19 protein-coding genes are annotated in these 21,713 nt (G+C 53.8%); 7 read left to right on the forward strand and 12 right to left on the reverse strand.

What is annotated here, in order from left to right; translation table 11 throughout:
- Positions 1 to 3 precede the first annotated feature (3 nt).
- From PJE062_RS17155 to PJE062_RS17170, 4 genes are all read right to left on the reverse strand, one after another.
- The gene (locus tag PJE062_RS17155; protein WP_008551023.1) at positions 4 to 1,212 is read right to left on the reverse strand and encodes an acetyl-CoA C-acetyltransferase; all 1,209 of its coding nucleotides are present in this window, start codon (positions 1,210 to 1,212) and stop codon (positions 4 to 6) included.
- A 69-nt stretch (positions 1,213 to 1,281) separates the two neighbouring features.
- Positions 1,282 to 2,865, reverse strand: coding sequence for an AMP-binding protein (locus PJE062_RS17160; protein WP_008550869.1), 1,584 nt, complete (start codon positions 2,863 to 2,865; stop codon positions 1,282 to 1,284).
- Positions 2,866 to 2,961: 96 nt separating this feature from the next.
- Positions 2,962 to 3,567 (reverse strand): TetR/AcrR family transcriptional regulator, encoded by a 606-nt coding sequence (locus PJE062_RS17165; protein WP_008551125.1) that lies wholly within the window; start codon positions 3,565 to 3,567, stop codon positions 2,962 to 2,964.
- Positions 3,568 to 4,135: 568 nt separating this feature from the next.
- Positions 4,136 to 5,155, reverse strand: a complete 1,020-nt coding sequence (locus PJE062_RS17170) for a LacI family DNA-binding transcriptional regulator (RefSeq protein ID WP_198136877.1) — start codon at positions 5,153 to 5,155, stop codon at positions 4,136 to 4,138.
- A gap of 263 nt (positions 5,156 to 5,418) precedes the next feature.
- Between PJE062_RS17170 and PJE062_RS17175 the strand changes: the two genes are divergently transcribed.
- The 4 genes from PJE062_RS17175 (at position 5,419) to PJE062_RS17190 (ending at position 10,022) form a co-directional block, all read left to right on the forward strand.
- Positions 5,419 to 6,222: a TIM barrel protein gene (locus PJE062_RS17175; RefSeq protein WP_008551108.1), complete on the forward strand. Its 804-nt coding sequence runs from the start codon at positions 5,419 to 5,421 to the stop codon at positions 6,220 to 6,222.
- Between the two features lie 101 nt (positions 6,223 to 6,323).
- On the forward strand, positions 6,324 to 7,241 hold the full coding sequence (locus tag PJE062_RS17180; RefSeq protein ID WP_008551018.1) for a sugar ABC transporter substrate-binding protein: 918 nt from the start codon (positions 6,324 to 6,326) through the stop codon (positions 7,239 to 7,241).
- A 170-nt stretch (positions 7,242 to 7,411) separates the two neighbouring features.
- Entirely contained in the window at positions 7,412 to 8,950 is a 1,539-nt protein-coding gene (locus PJE062_RS17185) for a sugar ABC transporter ATP-binding protein (protein WP_037037623.1), read from the forward strand.
- 58 nt (positions 8,951 to 9,008) lie between these two features.
- The gene (locus PJE062_RS17190; protein WP_008550884.1) at positions 9,009 to 10,022 is read left to right on the forward strand and encodes an ABC transporter permease; all 1,014 of its coding nucleotides are present in this window, start codon (positions 9,009 to 9,011) and stop codon (positions 10,020 to 10,022) included.
- Positions 10,023 to 10,137: 115 nt separating this feature from the next.
- Here PJE062_RS17190 and PJE062_RS17195 read toward each other — a convergent pair whose 3' ends face one another.
- The 8 genes from PJE062_RS17195 to PJE062_RS17230 form a co-directional block, all read right to left on the reverse strand.
- Positions 10,138 to 11,199 (reverse strand): Gfo/Idh/MocA family protein, encoded by a 1,062-nt coding sequence (locus tag PJE062_RS17195; protein ID WP_008550807.1) that lies wholly within the window; start codon positions 11,197 to 11,199, stop codon positions 10,138 to 10,140.
- A 133-nt stretch (positions 11,200 to 11,332) separates the two neighbouring features.
- Positions 11,333 to 12,418 carry an ABC transporter ATP-binding protein gene (locus PJE062_RS17200; protein WP_008551086.1) on the reverse strand — a complete coding sequence of 362 codons (1,086 nt, stop codon included), beginning with the start codon at positions 12,416 to 12,418 and terminating at the stop codon, positions 11,333 to 11,335.
- 11 nt (positions 12,419 to 12,429) lie between these two features.
- Positions 12,430 to 13,281, reverse strand: coding sequence for a carbohydrate ABC transporter permease (locus PJE062_RS17205; protein ID WP_008551133.1), 852 nt, complete (start codon positions 13,279 to 13,281; stop codon positions 12,430 to 12,432).
- Positions 13,282 to 13,290: 9 nt separating this feature from the next.
- Positions 13,291 to 14,229 (reverse strand): carbohydrate ABC transporter permease, encoded by a 939-nt coding sequence (locus tag PJE062_RS17210; protein ID WP_037037491.1) that lies wholly within the window; start codon positions 14,227 to 14,229, stop codon positions 13,291 to 13,293.
- The gene (locus PJE062_RS17215; protein ID WP_037037625.1) at positions 14,229 to 15,488 is read right to left on the reverse strand and encodes a sugar ABC transporter substrate-binding protein; all 1,260 of its coding nucleotides are present in this window, start codon (positions 15,486 to 15,488) and stop codon (positions 14,229 to 14,231) included. The genes PJE062_RS17210 and PJE062_RS17215 overlap by 1 nt, the downstream gene beginning before the upstream one ends.
- Before the next feature lie 28 nt (positions 15,489 to 15,516).
- The gene (locus PJE062_RS17220) at positions 15,517 to 16,680 is read right to left on the reverse strand and encodes a PLP-dependent transferase (protein WP_008550982.1); all 1,164 of its coding nucleotides are present in this window, start codon (positions 16,678 to 16,680) and stop codon (positions 15,517 to 15,519) included.
- Positions 16,677 to 17,402 (reverse strand): FadR/GntR family transcriptional regulator, encoded by a 726-nt coding sequence (locus PJE062_RS17225; RefSeq protein ID WP_037037626.1) that lies wholly within the window; start codon positions 17,400 to 17,402, stop codon positions 16,677 to 16,679. Before PJE062_RS17225 ends, PJE062_RS17220 begins: the two co-directional genes overlap by 4 nt.
- 299 nt (positions 17,403 to 17,701) lie before the next feature.
- Positions 17,702 to 18,187: a hypothetical protein gene (locus PJE062_RS17230; protein ID WP_008550968.1), complete on the reverse strand. Its 486-nt coding sequence runs from the start codon at positions 18,185 to 18,187 to the stop codon at positions 17,702 to 17,704.
- Between the two features lie 216 nt (positions 18,188 to 18,403).
- Here PJE062_RS17230 and PJE062_RS17235 point away from each other — a divergent pair, with 216 nt between their 5' ends.
- From PJE062_RS17235 to PJE062_RS17245, 3 genes are all read left to right on the forward strand, one after another.
- Positions 18,404 to 19,429, forward strand: a complete 1,026-nt coding sequence (locus tag PJE062_RS17235) for a LacI family DNA-binding transcriptional regulator (protein WP_037037628.1) — start codon at positions 18,404 to 18,406, stop codon at positions 19,427 to 19,429.
- Positions 19,430 to 19,622: 193 nt separating this feature from the next.
- The gene (locus PJE062_RS17240) at positions 19,623 to 20,906 is read left to right on the forward strand and encodes an ABC transporter substrate-binding protein (RefSeq protein WP_208982376.1); all 1,284 of its coding nucleotides are present in this window, start codon (positions 19,623 to 19,625) and stop codon (positions 20,904 to 20,906) included.
- Positions 20,907 to 20,937: 31 nt separating this feature from the next.
- A partial coding sequence (locus PJE062_RS17245; protein WP_037037630.1) for a carbohydrate ABC transporter permease occupies positions 20,938 to 21,713 on the forward strand: 776 nt, incomplete at its 3' end.

Below are 21,713 nucleotides of genomic sequence, written 5' to 3' on the forward strand. Positions count from 1 at the left end.
CCGTTATACGCGCTCGATGATGGACGCGATGCCCATGCCGCCGCCGACACACATGGTGATCAGCGCACGCTTCTGGTTACGGCGCTCCAGTTCGTCGATCATGGTGGACACCAGCATGCCGCCGGTTGCGCCCAGAGGGTGACCCATGGCGATCGCACCACCAACAACGTTCAGCTTTTCATCCGGCACGTTGAGGTCCTTCTGAAGACGCATCATCACAGAAGCGAAGGCTTCATTGATCTCAACCAGATCGATGTCATCAATGGTCAGGCCTGCCTTGGCGAGTGCCTTCTTGGAAGCTGGTCCCGGTCCGGTGAGCATGATGGTCGGATCGGAGGCTGTGACAGCCACTGAAAGCACGCGGGCGCGTGGGGTCAGGCCCATGTCCTTGCCCACCTGTTCACTGCCAAGCAGGATCAGAGAGGCCCCATCCACGATGCCGGAGGAGTTGCCTGGTGTGTGGACGTGATTGATCTTTTCAACTTCAGGGTAGCGGGCCAATGCGACCGCATCAAAGCCCATGGCACCATGCTTTTCAAAGCTTGGACGCAGAGCACCCAGCGCCTGCATATCCGTGTTTGGCTTGATGAAGTCGTCTTTTTCTAAAACGATGATGCCGTTCTCATCCTTCACTGGCACAACGGACTTGTCGAACCAACCGTTATCGCGCGCATGTGCTGCACGTTGCTGGCTGGCGACGGCGGCTGCATCCACATCATCGCGGCTCCAGCCCTCGATAGTTGCGATCAGATCAGCACCGATGCCCTGTGGCACAAAGCCAGTGGCAAGCACGGTTTCAGGGTCTTCGCTGAACGGACCACCATCCGTGCCCATCGGCACGCGGCTCATGCTTTCATAGCCGCCTGCGCAGATCATGTCTTCCCAGCCGGATGCGATGCGCGCTGCGGCAGAGTTGAAGGTGTCCAGACCAGATGCACAGAAGCGGTTGACCTGAGCGCCAGCGACGGTCTGATCCCAGCCCGCTTTCTGCAGGGCAATCTTTGGCAGAACAGCGCCCTGTTCGCGCACTGGTGTCACACAGCCCATGACAACATCATCCACCCGGGAGGTGTCGAGGTCGTGCCGGCTTTGCATTTCATCCAGCAGTGTGGTCACCAGATTGATTGGTTTGACTTCGTTGAGAGACCCGTCCGGCTTACCTTTGGAACGCGGAGTGCGGATCGCATCATAGACGTATGCTGTCGTCGCCATGTTTATCTACCGTGTCTTATCTTGAAATAAGGGTTTAAGGCCGGGGCAACCGCGTCGCCCCGGCTGAACTCAGGCAATCTCGCGGTCGTGCTTCTCCCAGAACGGCTCGCGAAGTTTGTTCTTCAAAACTTTGTTCATGGCAGAGAGCGGCAGCTCTTCCACCAGCGACATGGAGCGCGGGCATTTGTAGCCAGCAATGCGCTCTTTTGTGTGGGCGCGGATCTCTTCAAAGGTCGGCTCCTTACCTTCCTTCGGCACAATCACCGCATGCACGGCCTCGCCGTAGGTTTCATCAGGAATGCCTATGACCGCCACCATGGAGACATCCGGGTGCGTGGAGATCGCGCTTTCCACCTCAGCGGTGTACACATTCTCTGCACCTGTAATGATCATGTCCTTCTTTCGGTCTTTCAGCGAGAGGATGCCCATCTCATCAAGCATGCCCACATCACCGGTGCGGTACCCGCCATTCTTCAGCACCGCTGCCGTCTGTTCCGGCGCATCGTAGTAGCGGCACATCACGGCAGGGGAGTAGAACACCACCTCGCCAATGGTGTTCGGCGGCAGCTCATTGCCTTCATCATCTTCAATACGCAGCTGGATGAGCGGGGAGGCAGCCTGACCGGCTGCACCCATTTTCATCAGATCACCACTGTGGAACTGAGGATGCAGGAAGGTACCTGCGCCAGCCTCGGTCATGCCGTAGACCTGCGTGAGTTCTGTTTTCGGGAACTTCTCCTGCACCAACTTCAGCAGACCTTCCGAAATCGGAGAGGCGCCGTAGACGATCTGTGCCACGCGCAGGAAATCCTCGGACTTAAACTCCGGTGAGTGGATCAGCATCTGGAACATGGCAGGTGCCATGAGGAAGGACGAGACATCGAAGTTCTTGACCGCAGCCACCACGATATCCGGGCGGAACATCGGCACGATCAGGGATGGCTTGTTCTGGATGAGGCGCGCCAACAGTAGGCCGTAGCCGGACAGGTGGAACAGCGGCATCACCATCATCGCCAAACGATCATGATAAGGAACACCATTCGCTGCCACGATGTTAGCGCTGGCGAGCATGGACTTGTGGGTGTGAACGACACCTTTCGGGAAGCCGGTGGTGCCGCCGGTGTAGCTCATAAAGCACTCGGTCTCCACATCGCGGCCCAGCTCCAGCTCAATCGGCTCGCTCAGGCAGTCCGCATAGGCTTTGGTGCCTTCCGGCTGCTCTTTCTCTCCCACATGGATGAAATGCTTCAGGCTTTCCGCGCGTTCTTTGATCGCAGCAACCATAGGCGCAAAGGTGTCATCATAAACGATCGCCGACATGCTGGAATGGCCGATGGCATAGAGCATCTCTTCAGCGGACCAGCGGATGTTGAGTGGAACGGAGATCATGCCTGCAATCATGGTGCCGATCATGGCTTCCACATACTCAACCGAGTTGAGGCTGAGAATGGCAACGCGGGCGCCGGGTTCAAGGCCCATGTCTTGCAAGCCCTTGGCAAACTGGCAGGTGCGCGTGGCAAACTGCGGGTTGCTGAAGGCACGACCGCCAAGGTCTTTAAACAATGGAATGCCAGTGTCCACCTTCTGCAGATGGTTCACAAGCATATCAAAATTCATGGCACCTGCCGGTACTCCAGTATGTGTTCCAACCATATTCCCCTCCCAAGTCATAGGTTGATCAGCGCGTTCTGCGCTGTGTTTTAAAATGCGAAGCCTGTTCTCCTCATGGTGCGCTCGTGGTGGCGCTTATTATTTATCAGGCAATGATGGTATCAATGAATACGCTGCCGGTTTCAGCAGAGTGATATCGAGGCTTGGATGCAGCTTTTGCTGCAGCGCGACCCCAAGCAAATAACTTCCGATGGATACGGCCTGAATGCCGGAATCCAGATCCTTTGGAAACGCACCTTCCGCCTTGCCGCGCTCCAGATAAGAGACAAGCAGGCGTTTGACGAAATCATGCGCGCGCGTCACCGCATCTCCCAAAAGGGCATAGTCCGTGACGCTGCCCGCCATCAGCGCAAAGTAGGCCTGATAACTGGGCTTATTCTGCAAATCATCAAAGTGAATGTCTATGTACCGCCGGATCGCCTCCCTGGCATCTGTCTCCGCCGGTATCTGGCTGGTGATGTGCTCCTCCGTTTCGCTCACCATGCGGTCGATCAGCTTGACGAACATCTCGTCTTTCTTGCCGAGCCGCTGAATGGTGAGGCCGCGGCTGTATCCGGCCTTCAGACCAATACTCTCGCAGGTCGCCATCTGAATGCCGTCCTCATTGATGATGGTCACCAGCGCATCAAAGAGCTTGCGTTCAGATTCCTCACGCCGTTCTGCCTGTGTCTTTTTCTTTTCCAAAGCCAGCCAACATTCACTCAAGTTAATTGTTGAACGTTTAGCAAATAAGGAAAAGAGAGTCCATGACGTAAACGTCATATCATTGATGAATGAGCCTAAGGAATAAGGGGAGCTGTTTGCAATCGGTGAGAAATGAGGGGCGCACGTGTTGAAGGTGGAAGCACCTCCAGCCTCGCAAAGTCTATCTGAAGGATAGATTGAACCTGCGAATCCAACTGGAGCTTCTTGCTTTTCAGGAAAGAGGCGACTTCAGCTCACTGAGCCCATGTGCGATCGCTGCAAACGCATCCGTTCCTCACATGTCAGAGCTAAACTGACTGAGCGGACGCCTCATTTTTGATGTGAATAACATCAGAGTTACTACGTATAGCGCTACTACGGATCGCACTTTGCCAGTTGCCCTGACATGATGCGGCCACCTGAACAGCCTCGGCAGAGCCCTTAAGATTGAATACCTAAGGTGTTTTGGCGTAATTCTGCGCTTTCTGAAGACCAATAATCATGGAATATTTATTTCATTGATTAGAATATTGGCTCAATTCATCCAAATATCTGCATAAAAATTCCATCAGATATTGAAGCGTGTCTTCAAAACAGGTGGTAAAAGCTCGTATTCTGGTTGATTTCCATCAGGAAAATCTTTTTGCCGCCTAATGAGCTTAATGCACCGCTTGAGCTCTGTTTCCATGTCATGCGTGATTACGAAGTCCATCTGGTCATTCTCCAGCAGCCTGCGGGAGTTCTCATTGAGCTCATGACCAATAAAGGCAATCGGTAAACCCAGCTCACGGATCGCCTTGGCAATGCCCGTGTTTCCGCCAGCCACGTTATAGACGCCAAGTGGTTTGGCCCCTTCATCCAGTCTGCTTTTGAAAAGCTTGTAGACCGTCTCCGCATCATCATTGGAGTTGATGATCTCCGAGATGGTAAGATTGGGATATTCCTTGCGCAACAAGCGGCGGAACCCTGTCTCGCGACCTTCCTGACAGCGGTAATGCGCGCTGGTTGCAAGGAAGATTTCGCCGGACCGGTCGCCTGAGAGTTTACCAAGCAACTGCGCGGCGCAAAGGCCGGCTGCAATCTGATCCATCCCAACGTAACCAAGGTGTTTAGGGCTCTCCTGATCCGTGGTCAGGCATATAACAGGTGTTCCATTTTCGCTGATTTCTTCAATAGCGCGGGTGATCGCAGGGTGTTCGCGCACGGCGATGATGATGCCGTCATACTTGCGCGCCCAGGCAATCATCTGCTCGGAAAACACACTCGGCTCGAAGTCTTTGGTGTGGGATGTGAAGCACTTGAAGCGCACATGCGGGTCATCCCCATAACGGCGTTCAACCAGCTCCAGAAGCTCCTCAATGAAGCTCGTTCCGGAATCCACCAGCAGTCCAACCGTTATCGGAGAAACTGTTTCTGAGACAACCTCTTCCGGCGCACGCAGCTCGTTCAGAGCCTTGTGAACCAGCTCCACTTTCCTCTTGGAAACACCACCTCGTTTATTGAGGACACGGTCAACTGTCGCGGTCGAAACTCCTGCCTTGTTTGCGATATCCAACACGCTCGGATTCTGCCAGCTGCCCCGCCTCATATATATCACCTTTGATTGTTAAACCATCATACACATCAATCTTTACGCCGAAATTCACATTTTGACTTCGGGAGAGCAAACCTTCCAAAATATTGAATTCATGGAATATTCGTTCTCTGAATCCGATTTTATCAGTAATTTCAGACTCTAAATTGACAGGTACCATTACTTACATATCATCTTTAGCAGATCAAATTGATGTTTATACATCGGACATTGGGAGAAGTCGTTTGTCGGGAAACATCAACTTCGCATTGAACCACATGCTGGCACCTCAAATGACGTTGGACGCGTTTTTTGGAATGGCAGCTTCCATGGGGATCAATGCCGTAGAAATCCGAAATGACATTGCTGGCAATCCGTTTGAACTGAAAACGCCAGCGGAAGACGTCAAGGCACTGGCTGTTAAGCACGGTGTCGAAATCATCAGCATCAATGCACTTCAACGGTTCAATGAGTGGTCAGAGGTTCGCCTTGCTGAAGCAAACGAACTGATCGGCTTTGCTGAGCGTTGTGGCTCCAAGGCCCTCGTCATGTGTCCGGTCAACGACCATGACTATGGCAAAAGCGATGATGAACTGGCTGCGAACCTGCGCCAATCGCTGAAAGAACTCAAGCCTCTGCTGGAAACCGCTGGTGTGACCGGTCTGGTTGAGCCTCTCGGCTTCCCGCAGTGCTCCTTGCGCCGCAAGGCGGATGCTGTTGCAGCGATCCGCGATGTGGACGGTGAGGGCGTGTTCAAGCTGGTGCATGACACATTCCATCATCACCTTGCTGAAGAAACCGAATTCTTCGCTGACCTGACAGGCCTCATGCACATTTCCGGCGTGGAAGATCCAGCTCTTTCCATCGCTGAAATGCTGGATGACCATCGCCTGCTGGTAGGTGAAGCGGACCGTCTGGGCAACGCTGCTCAGATCAAAACCATGCTTGCAAACGGGTATACGGGCCACGTGTCTCTGGAGCCATTTTCTCCAGTTGTGCATGCCCTTGAAAACGTGGTGGACGCCACGCAGGCAAGCTTTGATTTCCTGAAAAAAGAATTGCAGGCAGCCAACGCTGCCTGAGTATCCAGGCGACTGATTTCGCTAAATTAATTGGCGCAGGTGGGGACTTGCGCCAGCATAATCTTGGGAGAAGTGCCACCTAAGGCACGGAGGAGGAAGTAATGAAACGTACTCTACTGGCTCTTGCTGCATCGGCAATGATGACAACCAGCGTCATGGCTGAGAACATCGGCGTTTCAATGGCTTATTTTGATGATAACTTCTTGACCATCCTGCGCAACGCAATGGGTGAAGAAGCAGCCAAGTCCAACGGCGTTGAGATTCAGTTTGAAGACGCACGCGGTGACATCGGCAAGCAGATCGACCAGGTGCAGAACTTCGTTGCACAGGGCGTTGATGCGATCATCGTAAACCCGGCTGATACTTCCGCAACACCACGCATCACCAAACTGGCCAACAGCGCCGGTATCCCACTCGTTTACGTAAACCGTAAGCCAGAAGACAAAGAACTGCCTGAAAAGGTTGTGTTCGTGGGCTCTGATGAAGTTGTTGCCGGACGTTTGCAGATGGAAGAACTGGCAAAGCAGATGGGTGGCAAGGGCAACGTTGCCATCATGCTTGGCGAACTGGCTTCCAACGGTACTCGTGGCCGTACACAGGGCGTGAAGGAAGTTCTGGGCAACTATCCTGACATCAAGGTTGTTGAAGAGCAGACCGCTGACTTCCAGCGCGCAGAAGCAATCGACCTGATGAACAACTGGATCGTTTCCGGCACCAAAATCGACGCAGTTGCAGCCAACAACGACGAAATGGCTCTGGGCGCTCTGATCGCAATGAAGCAGGCTGGCATCGCAGCAAGCGACATCGCAGTTGCAGGTGTTGACGCTACTCCGGACGCTCTGGCTTCCATGAAGGCTGGTCAGCTGTTCGCAACCGTGTTCCAGGACGCTAAAGGCCAGGGCGCAGGTTCCGTTAAAGCTGCTCTGAAGCTGGCTCGCGGCGAAAAAGTAGACACCATTGTTTGGATCCCATTCAAGCTGGTGAACAAAGCGAACCTTGGCGAGTACCTCGACAAGTAAGCAGTTGAGCGGAAGGTTTTAACGGCCTTCCGCTTTTGCCTTGCAGCTCTGTCCGCCTGACAAACTCAGGCAAACGAGAGGACCGCGCGCAGGCACCAAGTGATCAAGCTTCCGGGCCAGGCTCCCGGGAGCCCCTCACACTGCCAGCAGAAAAATGGAGTTCACGGACTGTGAGTTTAAGCACACAAGAAGCGGTACGTGAGAATAAGGGTGCCGCAGCCCAACAAAAGTACCTGCTAGAAGTCGATAGTGTGCGCAAGGAGTTCCCCGGTGTTGTTGCACTGGATGATGTGAACCTGCGTATCCGACCCGGCACAGTTCATGCCCTCATGGGAGAAAACGGGGCGGGTAAATCCACCCTGATGAAAATCATTGCAGGCATCTACCAGCCAGACCGAGGCGAGGTCCGTCTGGGTGGCAAGCAGGTGCAAATGCACACGCCGCTGGATGCTCTGGAGCAAGGCGTTGCCATGATCCACCAGGAACTCAACCTGATGCCGTTCATGACCATCGCCGAAAACATCTGGATCCGCCGGGAGCCACTCACCAAGCTTGGGTTTGTTGACCACAAAGCCCTGCGTGAGAACACCCAGAAGCTGTTTGACCGACTGAACATCAGTCTGGATCCGGAAACTGAAGTTCGTGACCTTTCCATTGCCAACCGGCAGATGGTCGAGATTGCAAAAGCAATTTCCTATGAATCCGACGTTCTGATCATGGACGAGCCAACTTCGGCCCTGACAGACCGCGAAGTTGAACACCTCTTCCAGATCATTGCCAGCCTGAAGGCCGACGGAAAAGGCATCGTCTACATCACCCATAAGATGGACGAGGTTTTTGAGATTGCTGATGATGTGTCCGTCTTCCGTGATGGCAAGTACATCGGTACGGATCTGGCCAGCAATCTGGACAGCGACCAGCTCATCCGCATGATGGTGGGCCGCGAGATCACCCAGATGTTCCCGAAAGAGGAAGTGCCGATCGGTGACGTGGTTCTTTCCGTGAAGGACCTGTGTCTGGAAGGCGTGTTCGAGAACGTGAGCTTTGATCTTCGCGCAGGCGAGATCCTTGGCGTGGCCGGTCTGGTGGGCTCAGGCCGCACCAACGTGGCAGAAACGATCTACGGTGTGACACCAGCCACCGCTGGCACCATCGACGTGTTTGGCGAGACGGTTGAGATCAAGACACCTGCTGAAGCCATGGACCATGGCATGGCGCTGCTGACCGAAGACCGCAAGGACACTGGTCTGTTCCTGATGCTCGACATTCAGGAAAACATGCAGATCGCTCTGCTCAGTCAGGATCACGTGAAAGGCGGCTTTGTCGCTGAGAGCACTGTTTCCAAGCTCTGCAAGGAAATGAGTGACGCGCTTCGTGTGAAAACGCCGGGCATGAACGAGCGCATCGAGAACCTGTCTGGTGGCAACCAGCAGAAGGTTCTGATCGGTCGCTGGCTGCTGACCAAACCCCGCATCCTCATTCTGGATGAGCCAACCCGCGGCATCGACGTGGGCGCGAAGGCAGAAATCCATAAGCTCATTACCAAACTGGCAGGTGAGGGCGTTGCTGTTCTCATGATCTCCTCCGAGATGCCGGAGGTGCTGGGCATGAGTGACCGCGTGATGGTGATGCACGAAGGACATGTCACCGGAATTCTGGACCGAGCTGAAGCAGATCAGGTCAGCGTTATGCGCCTTGCTTCCAACTAAGAATTTTCATGCGCGGCAGCTTTAAGCGCCCGACGCAGAGATTGAAAGGACTTGCCAGATGGCAAATGCAACAGACGTAGCTGAGAACAACGCTCCAGCTAGAAAACTGCCGGTCGAGGCCAACATCTTCCTCGTTCTGATCGGCATTGCAGTCTTTTTTGAAGTACTGGGCTGGATTGTGAAGGGCGATACCTTCCTGTTTAACCCACAACGCCTGCTGATCATGGTTCTGCAGGTTTCCATCATCGGCCTTCTGGCCATTGGCGTAACACAGGTGATCATCACCGGCGGTATTGACCTGTCCTCAGGCTCGGTGCTTGCGCTCTCGGCCATGGTGGCCGCCAGTTTTGCGCAAACCTCCGACTACGCCCGTGCTGTCTTCCCGATGTTCACGGACATGCCGTTCCTCGTACCAGTGTTCGCAGGTATCGCCGTCGGGGCCTTAGCTGGGTTCATAAACGGGTCGCTCATAGCCTACACGGCCATTCCCCCGTTTATTGCAACTCTGGGCATGATGGTGACTGCACGCGGTCTGGCTCGCTACTACACCAAAGGCCAGCCAATCAGCCTGCTTTCTGAAGAGTACATGTGGCTCGGTTCCGGCACCATTCCGGTGATCATCTTCCTGATGGCTGCAGTGATCTTCCACATAGCCTTGCGCTTCACCCGTTACGGCAAGTTCACCTACGCAACCGGTGCAAACGTTCAGGCTGCAAAAGTGTCCGGCATCAACGTTGGTCGTCACTTGATCAAAGTGTACACCCTTGCTGGTCTGCTGGCTGGTCTGGGCGGTGTTGTGGCCGCAGCGCGTGCTGGTAGTGGACAGGCAGGTATGGGCCTTGCATATGAGCTTGACGCCATCGCTGCAGCTGTTATTGGCGGAACAAGCCTTGCGGGCGGCGTCGGTCGCATCACAGGCACCGTCATTGGCACCATTATTCTGGGTACAATGATGAGTGGTTTCACCTTCCTTGGTATTGATGCTTACATCCAAGACATCGTGAAAGGTGGTATCATTGTAGCTGCAGTGGTTGCGGACCAATACCGCCAGCGCAAACGGGCAAAAGCCTAGTTAGCCAGTTAAAGATTTTAGGCTAAAACCTCCCACGGATGATGCCTAATACCCGAGCAGGAGAGCCCTCGTCCGGCCTCCTGCTCTTTTTCTTTTTATACGCTTAGAAAGTGCCTCAGATATAGGCTTTGGAAGGTTCAGCTTCCCGCACATCTGCCCGTGTGCCAGTGCGAGACGAGGTCTCCATTGCCTCAATCAACGCATGGACCATCAGGGCATCATGTCCGGTCACTTTCGGGTCGCGATGTTCAATGATGCTGAGCGCAAAATCGTCGATCAGATCCCGGTGCCAGTCACACGGAAACGCCATAGGGTTTACCCCGCCGCCTGTGCCGTCCTTCGACCCATTACGCCCGCCAAACACATCGATAGACCCATCACGATAGGTCACGGTGAGCTTGCTGCCTTCCAGATGTGCAGACGCCTTTGAGCCATCAAACACAAGTGTCTCTTTCGCATCCGGATATGTCGCTGTCGTCGCCATGATGGAGCCAACAGCACCGCTGTGAAACTCAACACCCGCAGTGGCAAAGTCTTCTGCTTCCATCTTGTGCGCACCGGTCGTGGCACAAAGAGCCTGAACGGATTTGGCAGGACCGGTGAGGCTAAGCATCAGATCCAGTACATGGATCGCCTGCGTGATGAGCACACCGCCACCGTCTCTTTCATAAGTGCCGCGGCCTGCCTGATCGTAGTAAGCCTGATCCCGCCACCAAGGAATGTTTGCGCGTACCAGATGAATGTCGCCCAGAGCGCCTTCATCTAACAAGGCCCGCAACTGCCTAGCCCCTTCACGGAACCGGTGCTGAAACACGACGCCGTACTTTACGCCGGCATAATCGCAAAGCTCCACCAGTTCAGCCGCAGCCTCATAGGTTCGTTCCAGTGGCTTTTCTGTCAGGATGTGCTTACCAGCGCTGGAGAACAGCTCCACCAGATCATGCCGTTGGTCAGGCGGTGTCAGCAGAAGGACGGCATCGATCTCCGGATCGCCTGCGATCTCTTCAGGGCTGTCGAAACACGTCCAGCCGTACTTTTCAGCAACGGCCTCAGCCTTGGCTTTGGTTCGGTTGTAAAGGCCAGCAACCTCGACGTGATTTCTCAGCAGATCAAGCGCTTCGAGATGTGGTTTTGCGGCCATTCCCAAACCAACAACGGCCAGACTGATCGACGGCATTCAGAGCACTTCCTTCTGCACTGGTTATATATCAGGCAGTGTTTATACCAGTTTAGGTTGCCCCAGAAGAACGTGAAAACCCTGAGTCCAGAAAGGCGGTTCGTTGTCGAAACAACGAACCAGTTCGGGGAACTTATACGGGAGACTCCAGCCGCATTTCTGTCCGAGCATCAAACATATGCAGCTTTTCTTTTTGGTAGGTCACATGAACTTGTGTGCCTTCTGCAATATCAGGCCGTTCGAGTGTGAAGATTTTAAGGCTGTCCTTTCCGATACGCACATGAACCAGCGTGGAAAGGCCCATAGGCTCAATCAGATCGACCGTTGCAGGCAGAGTGGCCGGGCCTTCCTCCGTGATCATCAAATGCTCTGGCCGCACGCCCAGAATAAGATCCATCTGATCCTTCAAACCCGCACTTTCCGGCAGAACAACCTGATGGTTTTCATCGGTCTGCAGGTGGTAACCATCACCAGATGCACGAGCTGTGCCTTTGATGAAGTTCATGGCTGGAGATCCGATGAAGGACGCCACAAAAACATTGGCTGGCTTGTCATAGATCTCCAGCGGTGTGCCTACTTGTTGAATATATCCATCATGCATGGCCACGATTCTGTCGGCCATGGTCATGGCTTCAATCTGGTCATGGGTCACGTAGATGGACGTCGCTTTCAGCTTGCGATGCAGCTTGCGGATTTCTGAACGCATCTGCTCGCGCAAGCGCGCATCCAGATTGGAGAGCGGCTCATCAAACAAAAACGCCTGCGGATCGCGCACAATCGCACGGCCCATAGCAACACGTTGGCGCTGACCACCGGAGAGTGCTTTTGGACGGCGTTCCAACAGACCATTCAGGCCGAGGATGTTGGAGACCCCGTTCACAGCACTGGCGATCTTCTCCTTTGGCGATTTGCGAAGGGTCATCGCATAGCTGATGTTCTCTTCCACGCTCATATGCGGATAGAGCGCATAGGACTGGAACACCATGGCGATATCCCGATCACGCGGCGGTAGATCGTTGATGATCCGCTCGTTGATGGAGATTGATCCAGACGTCACTTCCTCCAGTCCCGCAATCATGCGCAGCAAAGTGGATTTTCCGCAGCCGGATGGGCCTACCAGCACAATGAACTCACCATCTTGAATGTTCAGGTCGATCCCATGCAGGACTGCGGTGTTGCCGTAGGATTTGGTTGCCTCGGTGATTTGAATAGAAGCCATTGAGTACCTCGTTATCCTTTGACCGCACCGGCGGTAAGGCCCTGCACCAGATAACGCTGGATGAGGAAGAAGAAGATTGCTGCCGGAATGAGCGCCAGGAAGCCAGCTGCCATCATCTGTCCAAAATCGACAGAAAACTTGGAGATGAACGTAAGCAGACCAACCGGGAAGGTGACTGCATCCGGACTGCTGACCAGCATGAGCGCAAAGAGCAGCTCGCTCCACGCTGCGGTGAACACAAAGCCAAGCGTGGCTGCGATACCCGGCAGTGTGAGCGGGAAGATGATCTTCACCAGAGCACCGAAACGCGTATTGCCATCAATCATGGCTGCTTCTTCAAGGTCTTTGGGAATGCCATCAAAAAACGATTGCATCAGAAAAGTCGCAAACGGAACGTTGAAGGCTGTGTAGACCACCACAAGCCCAAGCAGACTGTCGGTCAGCCCCAGCGGTGTGAGAATGCGGAAGATCGGTGCGATCAGCATCACCAGCGGGAACATCTGGGTGATCAGCATCAGTACGATGATGATGGCCTTGCCGCGATACTGGAACCGGGAGAATGAGTAGCCCGCTGCTGCTGCGATTAGAGTGGAAATGAGAGCCGTTGCGCCCGACACAATGGCCGAGTTGATAAAGAACTGCGGGAAGTCTGTATCCGTCATCACCTGCGCAAAGTTCGCCCACGTGGTCTCAGAGGGCCACATGCGGATGCCTTCAGAATAGAGCAGGTTGGTGGGCGTCACAGCCACCTTGAACAGCCAAAAGAGCGGGAACAAGGCAAAGAACAGAAAGCAGGCGAGCAGACCGTAATGGACACTCCAGTCCACCACCCGTTGGCCCTTTGATTTTGCATAGTATGCCATAACAGAGCCTCAGGTTTCGCGCAGCAGACTGCGTCTGATGAAGATGATAGAGACCGCATAAGCCAACAGCAGAACCAGCAGAACAGCCGCGATTGCAGAGGCATAGCCAAAGTCCAGACGGCGGAAGGCCTGCGTGAAGATGTAGCTGGAGACAATCTGCGTTGAATCCGCCGGACCACCATTGGTCATAACGATGATAAGATCAGCAAAGTTGGCGATCCAGATGGTGCGCAGCATCAGCGTGATGGCGATGGTCGGCGCAAGAAACGGCAGCGTGATGCTGACAAACTGCTGCCTGCGGCTCGCCCCATCAATGGAAGCCGCCTCATAAATCTCACCTGGAATGGATTGAAGTGCTGCGAGCAATGTGATGGCAAAAAACGGTATGCCAAACCAGATGTTGGCGACGATCGGTCCCCACATGGCCAGATCAGGATCCGACAGGATATTTGTCGGCTCGCTTAAGATGCCGAGCGCAAACAGCCAATGGGGTAGAGGGCTGATGACCGGATTGAACATCCACGCCCAGTTGAGGCCCGACAAAAACGCAGGCACGGCCCATGGCAGGAACACAAGAGACTGGATGATGCGTCGCCCGGGAAAAGTGCGATTGAGCAAGAGAGCGAGCGTCAAACCCAGAAAGAATTGAAAGAACAGCGACGTAACTGTCCACCAGAAGGTATTGAAAAGCGCATTGTGGAAGTTCTGGTCGTGCCAGACCGCTTCAAAATGCGCAAAACCCACATAGCCGCCGCTGAACGGGTTGAGAATGCGGATGTCTCTGACCGTATACGTCAGGCCAACCACCAGCGGCACCATCATCACCGTCACCAACAGCACAATGGCTGGGCTGGCGTAAAAGTAGGGCTCAAGTCGGGATAGGAATCTGCGGGAGGTCACACCCTGCCGATTGGCAGGGTGTGCTCCAAGGTCTGTGGCAGCTGTCATCACTGTTTAGCCAGCCACTTTTTCTGTGCTGCAGAGAGATAATCCCCCCACTCTTTGCCCAGCTCTTCCGCAGATTTGCGGCCCAGAAGAGCTTCCTGACTGGTGCGGATGGACATGGAGTCTTTGAAGAACGCAAACTCTTCAAGGTGAGTTGGCATGGTCAGGGGGTGGACGTCCGGATCGGACAGTTCTTCAAACCAACCAGCAAACTGCGGGGTGTTGTAATGCGGATCGCTCTCAGCATCCTTGTAGATTGGCAGAGTGCCAACACGCTTTGACCACTCAAGGTTCGCATCACGGCTCTGCAGCTTCGCGATCAGCTTCCACGAGGCGTCTTTGTGCTCACTGTCGGAGAACATGGACCAGCCTGCGTATCCGATGGTTGGGTAGGCTTTGCCATTTGGTCCTTTTGGCATGGTGGTTACGCCAAAGTCGTTCGGGTCCATGCGCTGCGCAATACCAATCAGCGCATCTGGATCCTGATCCAACATGGCGCAGGTGCCGGAGTAGAAGCCCGCTACGATTTCATTGAAGCCCCAGTTCAGGCTGTCTTTTGGTGCAAGGCCATCCTGATAAAGATCGACCATGAACTGCGCACCTTTGATCCACGCCTCGGTGGACATGATGCTGTTGCCTTCTTCGTCAAAGAACTGATCAGTGCCAGCGGTTGTTGCACCAAACACCGCCCAGCCATTCAGGCCACCGGACCCGCCGCGCAGACAGAAGCCGTATTTGCCTGGCAGTGCAGAAACTTTTTCAGCCGCATCACGGAAATCATCCAATGTCACCGGCGGCTTCTCAACACCAGCTTCCTTGAAGAGCTTCTTGTTGTAAAACATAGCACGCAGATAGAAGCCGTAAGGCAGCATGTAAGCGGTGCCGGTGCCACTGCGGGCCATCTCAATGGTGCGGGCATTCAGCTTGTCTGTGCCATCCCAGCTTGTGAGGTAAGGCTCGAGGCTTTCCAGAGCGCCGTTATTGGCGTAAAGCGCAGCCCATGTATCTGGCATTTCAACCACATCCGGTGTCTGGCCAGCAGAAACCATGGTCGCGAATTTCTCGAATGCCTGCCCCCATGGCAACGAGATAATTTCAACTTTGGTGCCCGGATTTTCCGCTTCAAACTCCGAAACGATGCCCTGCAAGACCTTGGTACGTTCCGGGCTCGTGATCACTTCCACCAGCTGTAGGTTGGTTTCAGCAACTGCCGGACCTGCAATAGCTGTTGCCACAAGACTTGCGGCCAATAACTTCTTCAAACTCATAATTGCCTCTCCTCTAGCAATGTTATTCTGATGCGGCTCCCAACGCTTCTTGGAGGTCCCCCCAGAGATCCTCAGGGTCTTCAAGGCCGACATTCAGGCGAACGACGTGCGGTGACACGCCAAAGAATGCGGTTGAGTTCGGTCCTCCCGACTGAATAAGAGAGGCCTGTGCAGGGCAAATCAGGCTTTCATGCCCGCCCCAACTCACACCGATTTTGAAAATTTTCAGGTGGTTACAAAGCGCTTCGACACTGACATTTTCAGCCAGCTCGATGGAAAAGAGACCGGAAGTTCCACGCAGCCCCGGGTGGGCCTTGTTTTGGAACGCCGGATGGAAAACCGTTTTAACCGCAGGATGTTCCGCCAGTCTCTTGGCGATCTCCATGCCTGCCTGCTCATGGGCTTTCATGCGTAGCGGCAAGGTCCGCAAGCCGCGCAGCAGCAGCCACGCCTCAAACGGCGACAACTTGCTGCCCAGATACTGGGTCACTTCGCCACGGATCTGCACAACGCGCTCTGCGGACGTGGCGATCACACCAGCCACCACATCACTATGGCCGCTGATGTACTTGGAAGCAGAATGCACTACGATATCGCAGCCCAGTTTGATCGGGTTTTGGAAGATCGGCGAAGCCCAGCTGTTGTCGATGATTGTGGTAACACCCGCCTCTTTGGCACGCTCACACAATGCCTTCACGTCATGGGCCTCCATAATCCAGCTGGTCGGGCTTTCCAGATAAAACAGGGTATGGCCGGGTAGGGCAGCTTCAACCGTCGCCAGATTGCTGCCGTCGATATAGTCGACACTGACACCGAACTTGCGTAGGAAAATCTCGAAGAAGCGGAAGGTATCCGGATAAACATGTTTGACGGAAAGGATCCGGTCACCAGGCTTTACAACCGACAGCACAGCCGACGAAATAGCAGCCATTCCGCTGGAAAGCGCGAGAGCATCTTCAGAGCTCTCCAACTTGGCGATTTTCTCCTCAAACGCACGCACAGTTGGGTTGATGCCTCGGGTGTAAACCGGACGGTTGATCTTGCCCGCAAAGGTGTCACACATCTCCTGATAGGAGGAGAAGGTGAAAAGCGAGTTCTGGAAAATCGGCGGCACCACCGCATCCGCAAAAGATGCTTCATCATGCGCGACAACTGTTGCTGTGTCCTCCCCCCACAGATCGATCATACTAAGTCCGTTTCCTGTGCCATCTGCACAATATCTTCTTCAACCACACTCAAAATTTCCAAAGTATGTTTGCGGGCCTTCTCCGTGTCTCCACTGGCGATGGCGTCAAATAATTGTCGGTGAAATGGAAAAGACCGTCCGGCAAAATCCTTGCGATCGAACGGCATCTCAAAAAAGCTCTCAAAAGACTCCCGCATCTGCTGCAACAGCTGCTCAAACAACGGATTTCCTGCTGCACGATAGATGGAGAGGTGAAATTCAAGGTCCTCAGGGCCTGCAGTGCCATTAAGGTGATGGACCGCTTCCATGTGCTCCAGCTTGGTGCGCATCTCTTCGATCTCGTCGGGCGTTGCTCGCTGCGCCGCTAGAATGGAGGCCTCCACCTCCAACGCCCGGCGCACTTCCAGCGTCTGCAACAGGCCATCCCGTTTGGTGGCGATGGACAGTGGCAAGTAAACGGTTTTCTCTGAAAGTGGACGTTTCAGATATGTCCCTGACCCACGACGGATCTCGACGATACCCAATGCCTGCAAATGACGGATCACCTCACGAATGGACGATCGGCCAACTTTCAGGCCGTTCATCAGCTCTCGTTCCGTGGGCAGTCTGTCACCGGGCTGCAAGCCTTCCTCCACGATGAAGTCTGTCAGCGATTGCAGGATCGCATCGCTTCTGTCCTCGGTCTTGATTGGCCGAATTTTATTATTGGATGGGCTTGGCAAGTTGGGCTCCGCACAGATGTTCGTTTCATTTTGTCTGCCATCAGACGTCAGACCAATTTTAGAAACAGGATTTTCCGCTTGTAAATCCCAGCTGTGCACAACCCCTGATTTATCGCAGTGCACCTAGAAGGAAAGCTGTGAAATATCATAAGGGTAAGTTGGGTGAAGAAAGTTGAAATGCCAGACAGGCTCAAAATACAAAAAGGACGCATCTGAAACAGAGCGTCCTCATTCAATAGCAAATCGTATTTAGACGATTCTGATCATCGTCCAGCTTTTGAAAAGCTCAGCCCATCAGTCTAATGAGCGATACCACCAGAACCCTTTTTCACTATATCCGTCAGCACATGTGATGGCACTGGCAGCATGACCTGGCCGAGGTTTTTGAGGGTCTCAGCAAAGTTTGCGGCGGCTTGTTCAACTTCCTCACAACGCTGAGGGCAAGTGATATGTTGCAGGCAGAACTTGGCTGTGTCCGTATCGTGCTGAAGCCCCGCGATCAGCCCCATAGTCAGGCATTCTTCGACACACAGATGCTGAGAATCATATGGGTAGCATCGAAGCGGGCAGGCAGCACAACGTTTCAGTGTGCGCACATATTGAGAGAGACTTGCCAGAGCGACTCCGGCATCCTGATGTCCAAGCGCTTCGCTATAGAGATCCCAAGCCATTTCCCACGGCGCGATGGAACCGGTTTCAAAGCCGGAAGACCACCGACGATAGCCTTCCAGAACCAGTCTTTCTGGTTGGCGTTCCAGATAAACATCATTTGCCCCAACATCCATGGGTAGCGCCTCTTCCGTGCCTCTGGCGGCATCTCACTCCGCCAGCAATTTAAATATGAGTATCACAGTATAGTTTAATTACACCCATGTGTTCAAGCAGGAGTTTTGGGTAGACGGTCATTTTGCGGTTGAGACCTCTTGATACACAGGGTGGTTGTGCTGGGTAGCAAACTCATGCACTCTCCGGTGCTTGCAGCAGGACTTCATGAGGACCGGATGAGCGAAACGAGAGACGACCGTCAGGCAGCCACCATTGTAGACGTGGCCGAGCGTGCTGGTGTGGCCGTTGGCACGGTGTCCCGTTTCATCAATGGGCGTGAGGTTCGCAAGACCAACGAGATGCGCATCCGCGAGGCGATCAAGGAACTGGGTTACCAGACCAACACCTTTGCGCAGGCCATGAAGACCGATGTGACCAAAACCGTTGCAGTCGTGATGGACGGGTTTGACGAGTTCCACACGCAGGTTCTCTCCAATGCCATCACCCAGTTCTTCGATCACGGCTATCAGGTCACCACCTATCATCTGAAGAACGAACCGGGCGAGCTGGATAATCTCATGTCCATCATGACAGCCCGCAAGTTTGACGGTGTGGTGATGAGCGGTACCTTCAACAACACCATCTCGCTGGATCAGCTTCGCTCCCTGCAAAAACCGATCGTCCTGTTCAACGATGAAGCCACCGGCATTGATATCGACAGGGTGCTGGTGAACAACCGCGAAGCCTCCAAACGAGCCGTGCAGCATATGATCGAGATGGGGCATGAGCGCATTGCGATCATCAAGGCCAGTGATCTTCAGTCCTCCTCACGTGGCCGCTATCAGGGCTTTTGTGATGCCATGGAAGAAGCTGGCCTGCAGGTGCGCGATGAATACATCTGCGAAGGATCATGGCGCCTGTCAGATGGTTACTTCGCACTTCAGCAATTGATGGCATTGGACGAACCACCGACCGCTCTGTTCTCCGTCAACTACGAGATGACCATGGGTGTGCTGGAAGCCATGAAAGAGCAGGGGCTCCAGGTTGCGAAAGACCTGTCTCTGGTCAGCTATGACGATCCGTATTTCTTCCGCTTACTAACCCCAAGCATCACCGCAATTGCTCAGCCGCATGATTTGATTGCGTCACGTCTTGTTGAGATGATGCTGACACGGCTCAACAATGGGATTTCATCCTCATCTCGCAAAATGACTGTTTCCTGTGACGTAATCCTGCGTGATTCCGTAGTGCGCCTAAGCTGATTTTTTCACAAGCATCACAGAGCAAGAAAGTGTTTTTGTTTCAGAAGACATAGGATCTGTGCAGAGTAAATATGCCGCTTTGCAGCAAAGTTGAAAATATTGAAATTAGTTGACAACGGTATCAACTAAAGGAAAACTTCCAGCATGACGCAGGGTCTCGATGGGGGAGAACCTGCCAGTCTGGGGGGATATTATGAAACTCATTCGGCTCGCGGCAGCGGCTTCATTTTTTGCGTGTTCATCATTTTCATTGGCCAGTGCTGAGACAGAACTCAAGCTCTGGAATCTGACCAGCTCCTCTGATGCGGTCAACAAACATTGGGAAGAGGTGATCGCCACCTTTGAGGAGGCGCATCCGGGCATCAAGATCAATTACGAGACATTTCCCAGTGATGCTTACAAGACAGGCCTGCAAGTGGCGCTGGCGTCTGATGCGGGGCCAGACATCTTCTTCAACTGGTCCGGCGAGGACGCTGCCGTTCTCTCGCGCAACGGCTTAACCGCTGACTTGACCGAGATTGGCGCAAAGCCGGGTATGTGGGGAGAGAAGATTGCGCCGGGCATGTTTGATGCCTTCACGGTTGGCGGCAAAATCCACGGTGTGCCAACTCACCTGATCACCAAGTATATGTTCTACAACACCAGCTTCTTTGCAGATAACAACCTCAGCGTTCCAAGCACACTTGGTGAGCTGAAAGCCTCCTGTAAGGCAATCCGCGACATCAACCCGCGCATGTCTCCTATCTCACTGGGCAACGCAGAAAAGTGGAAAGGCGTGCACTACATCTCCACGCTGAACCAGAAGATTGTCGGCGAAGAGCAAGTGGCAAAAGACTATGCGTTGCAAGGTGAAGCCTCTGAACTGTTCTCTGATCAAGGTTATGTGGAAGCACTGCAAACACTCGTAGATCTCAGTCAGGCTGGTTGCTTCAACAAAGCACCAAACGCTACCACGGCAGATGCTTCACGCAGCCTGTTTGCGGCGGGTCAGGCGGCCATGATCTATTGCGGCAACTGGTGTCCGGGTACGTTTGACAGTGAAGGTCTTGAAGGCGGTTATGATCTGGCCCGCTTCCCGGCAGCAGAAAACGGAAAAGGCAATCAGGACTATAACTTCGCCCTGCTGGAAGGCTATCAAATCTCTGCCAGAACGAAGAATCTGGATGCAGCTTCGGCCTTCGTGAACTTCCTCGTCTCCGGTGAAACACAGGCCAAACGCGCACGTGACTTTGGTCGCCTGCCCGTCAACGCCTCTCACATGGGTGAAGAAGACGGCACACCGATCTTCCGCAAAATCGCCAAGGATGCAGGCAGTTATGCCGGTCTGGTGCTTATTCTGGATGTGGGATTGGAGAAGTCCGTTTCTGAGCATTACCTCAGCATCATTCAGGAAGTGCTGAATGAAACCAAGACTCCCGAGCAAGCCATGGGTGAAATCCGTGCGCGCGCTCAAAAGGCAAAAGAGCAACAGGGCTAACCCCTCCACGCTTTCAGCAGAGTCTTAACGCATGACAGTACTTTTGGAACAGGAGAGCGCGGCCCGCCGCGCCACTCCATCCTCCATCTTCGGCACGAGGTCTATTTTCGGATGGATCATGGTGTTACCGGCCCTCAGCCTGTTCGCCTTGTTCATCCTCGTGCCGTTTATCCAGACACTCGTTTACTCGCTTTACAAATTCGGTCTCACGTCACCCACCAAACAGTTTGTTGGTTTCTCGCATTACATTGAGATTGTGCAGGACGAAGTGTTCTGGATTGCATTTGAAAACAACATCATCATCGCAATCACGGGCATCATTTTACAGATTGGCGTAGGCTTGCTGTTGGCCGCCATTCTGGATCGCGGCATCAAACGCGGGAAGAGCGTGATCAGCGCGATCATCTTCATGCCCATCGTCATCTCCACTATTGCGATCGGTCTGTTATGGCGGCTGGTGTTTGACCCCAACACGGGCATGATTGAAGAGCTGTTCTTCAACATGGGTTGGTCAACACCCATGCGCGGTTGGCTGGGCGATCCGGACATCGCCCTTTACGCCATCATCTTCGTGGGCTTCTGGCAGTACACTGGTTTTATGATGATTATCCTGCTCGCGGCCATGCAGGGCATCCCGCGGGAGCTTTATGAGGCTGCCAAACTGGACGGCGCTGGCCCGATCCTCAGCTTCTTCAACGTCACATTGCCAGAGCTACGCAACGTACTGATTGTCTGTGTTCTCATCACCGTCATCAGTGCCTTTAAAGTCTTTGATCTTGTTTATGTTCTCACCTCAGGCGGTCCCGG

Source organism: Pseudovibrio sp. JE062, assembly GCF_000156235.1.
Classification (GTDB): domain Bacteria; phylum Pseudomonadota; class Alphaproteobacteria; order Rhizobiales; family Stappiaceae; genus Pseudovibrio.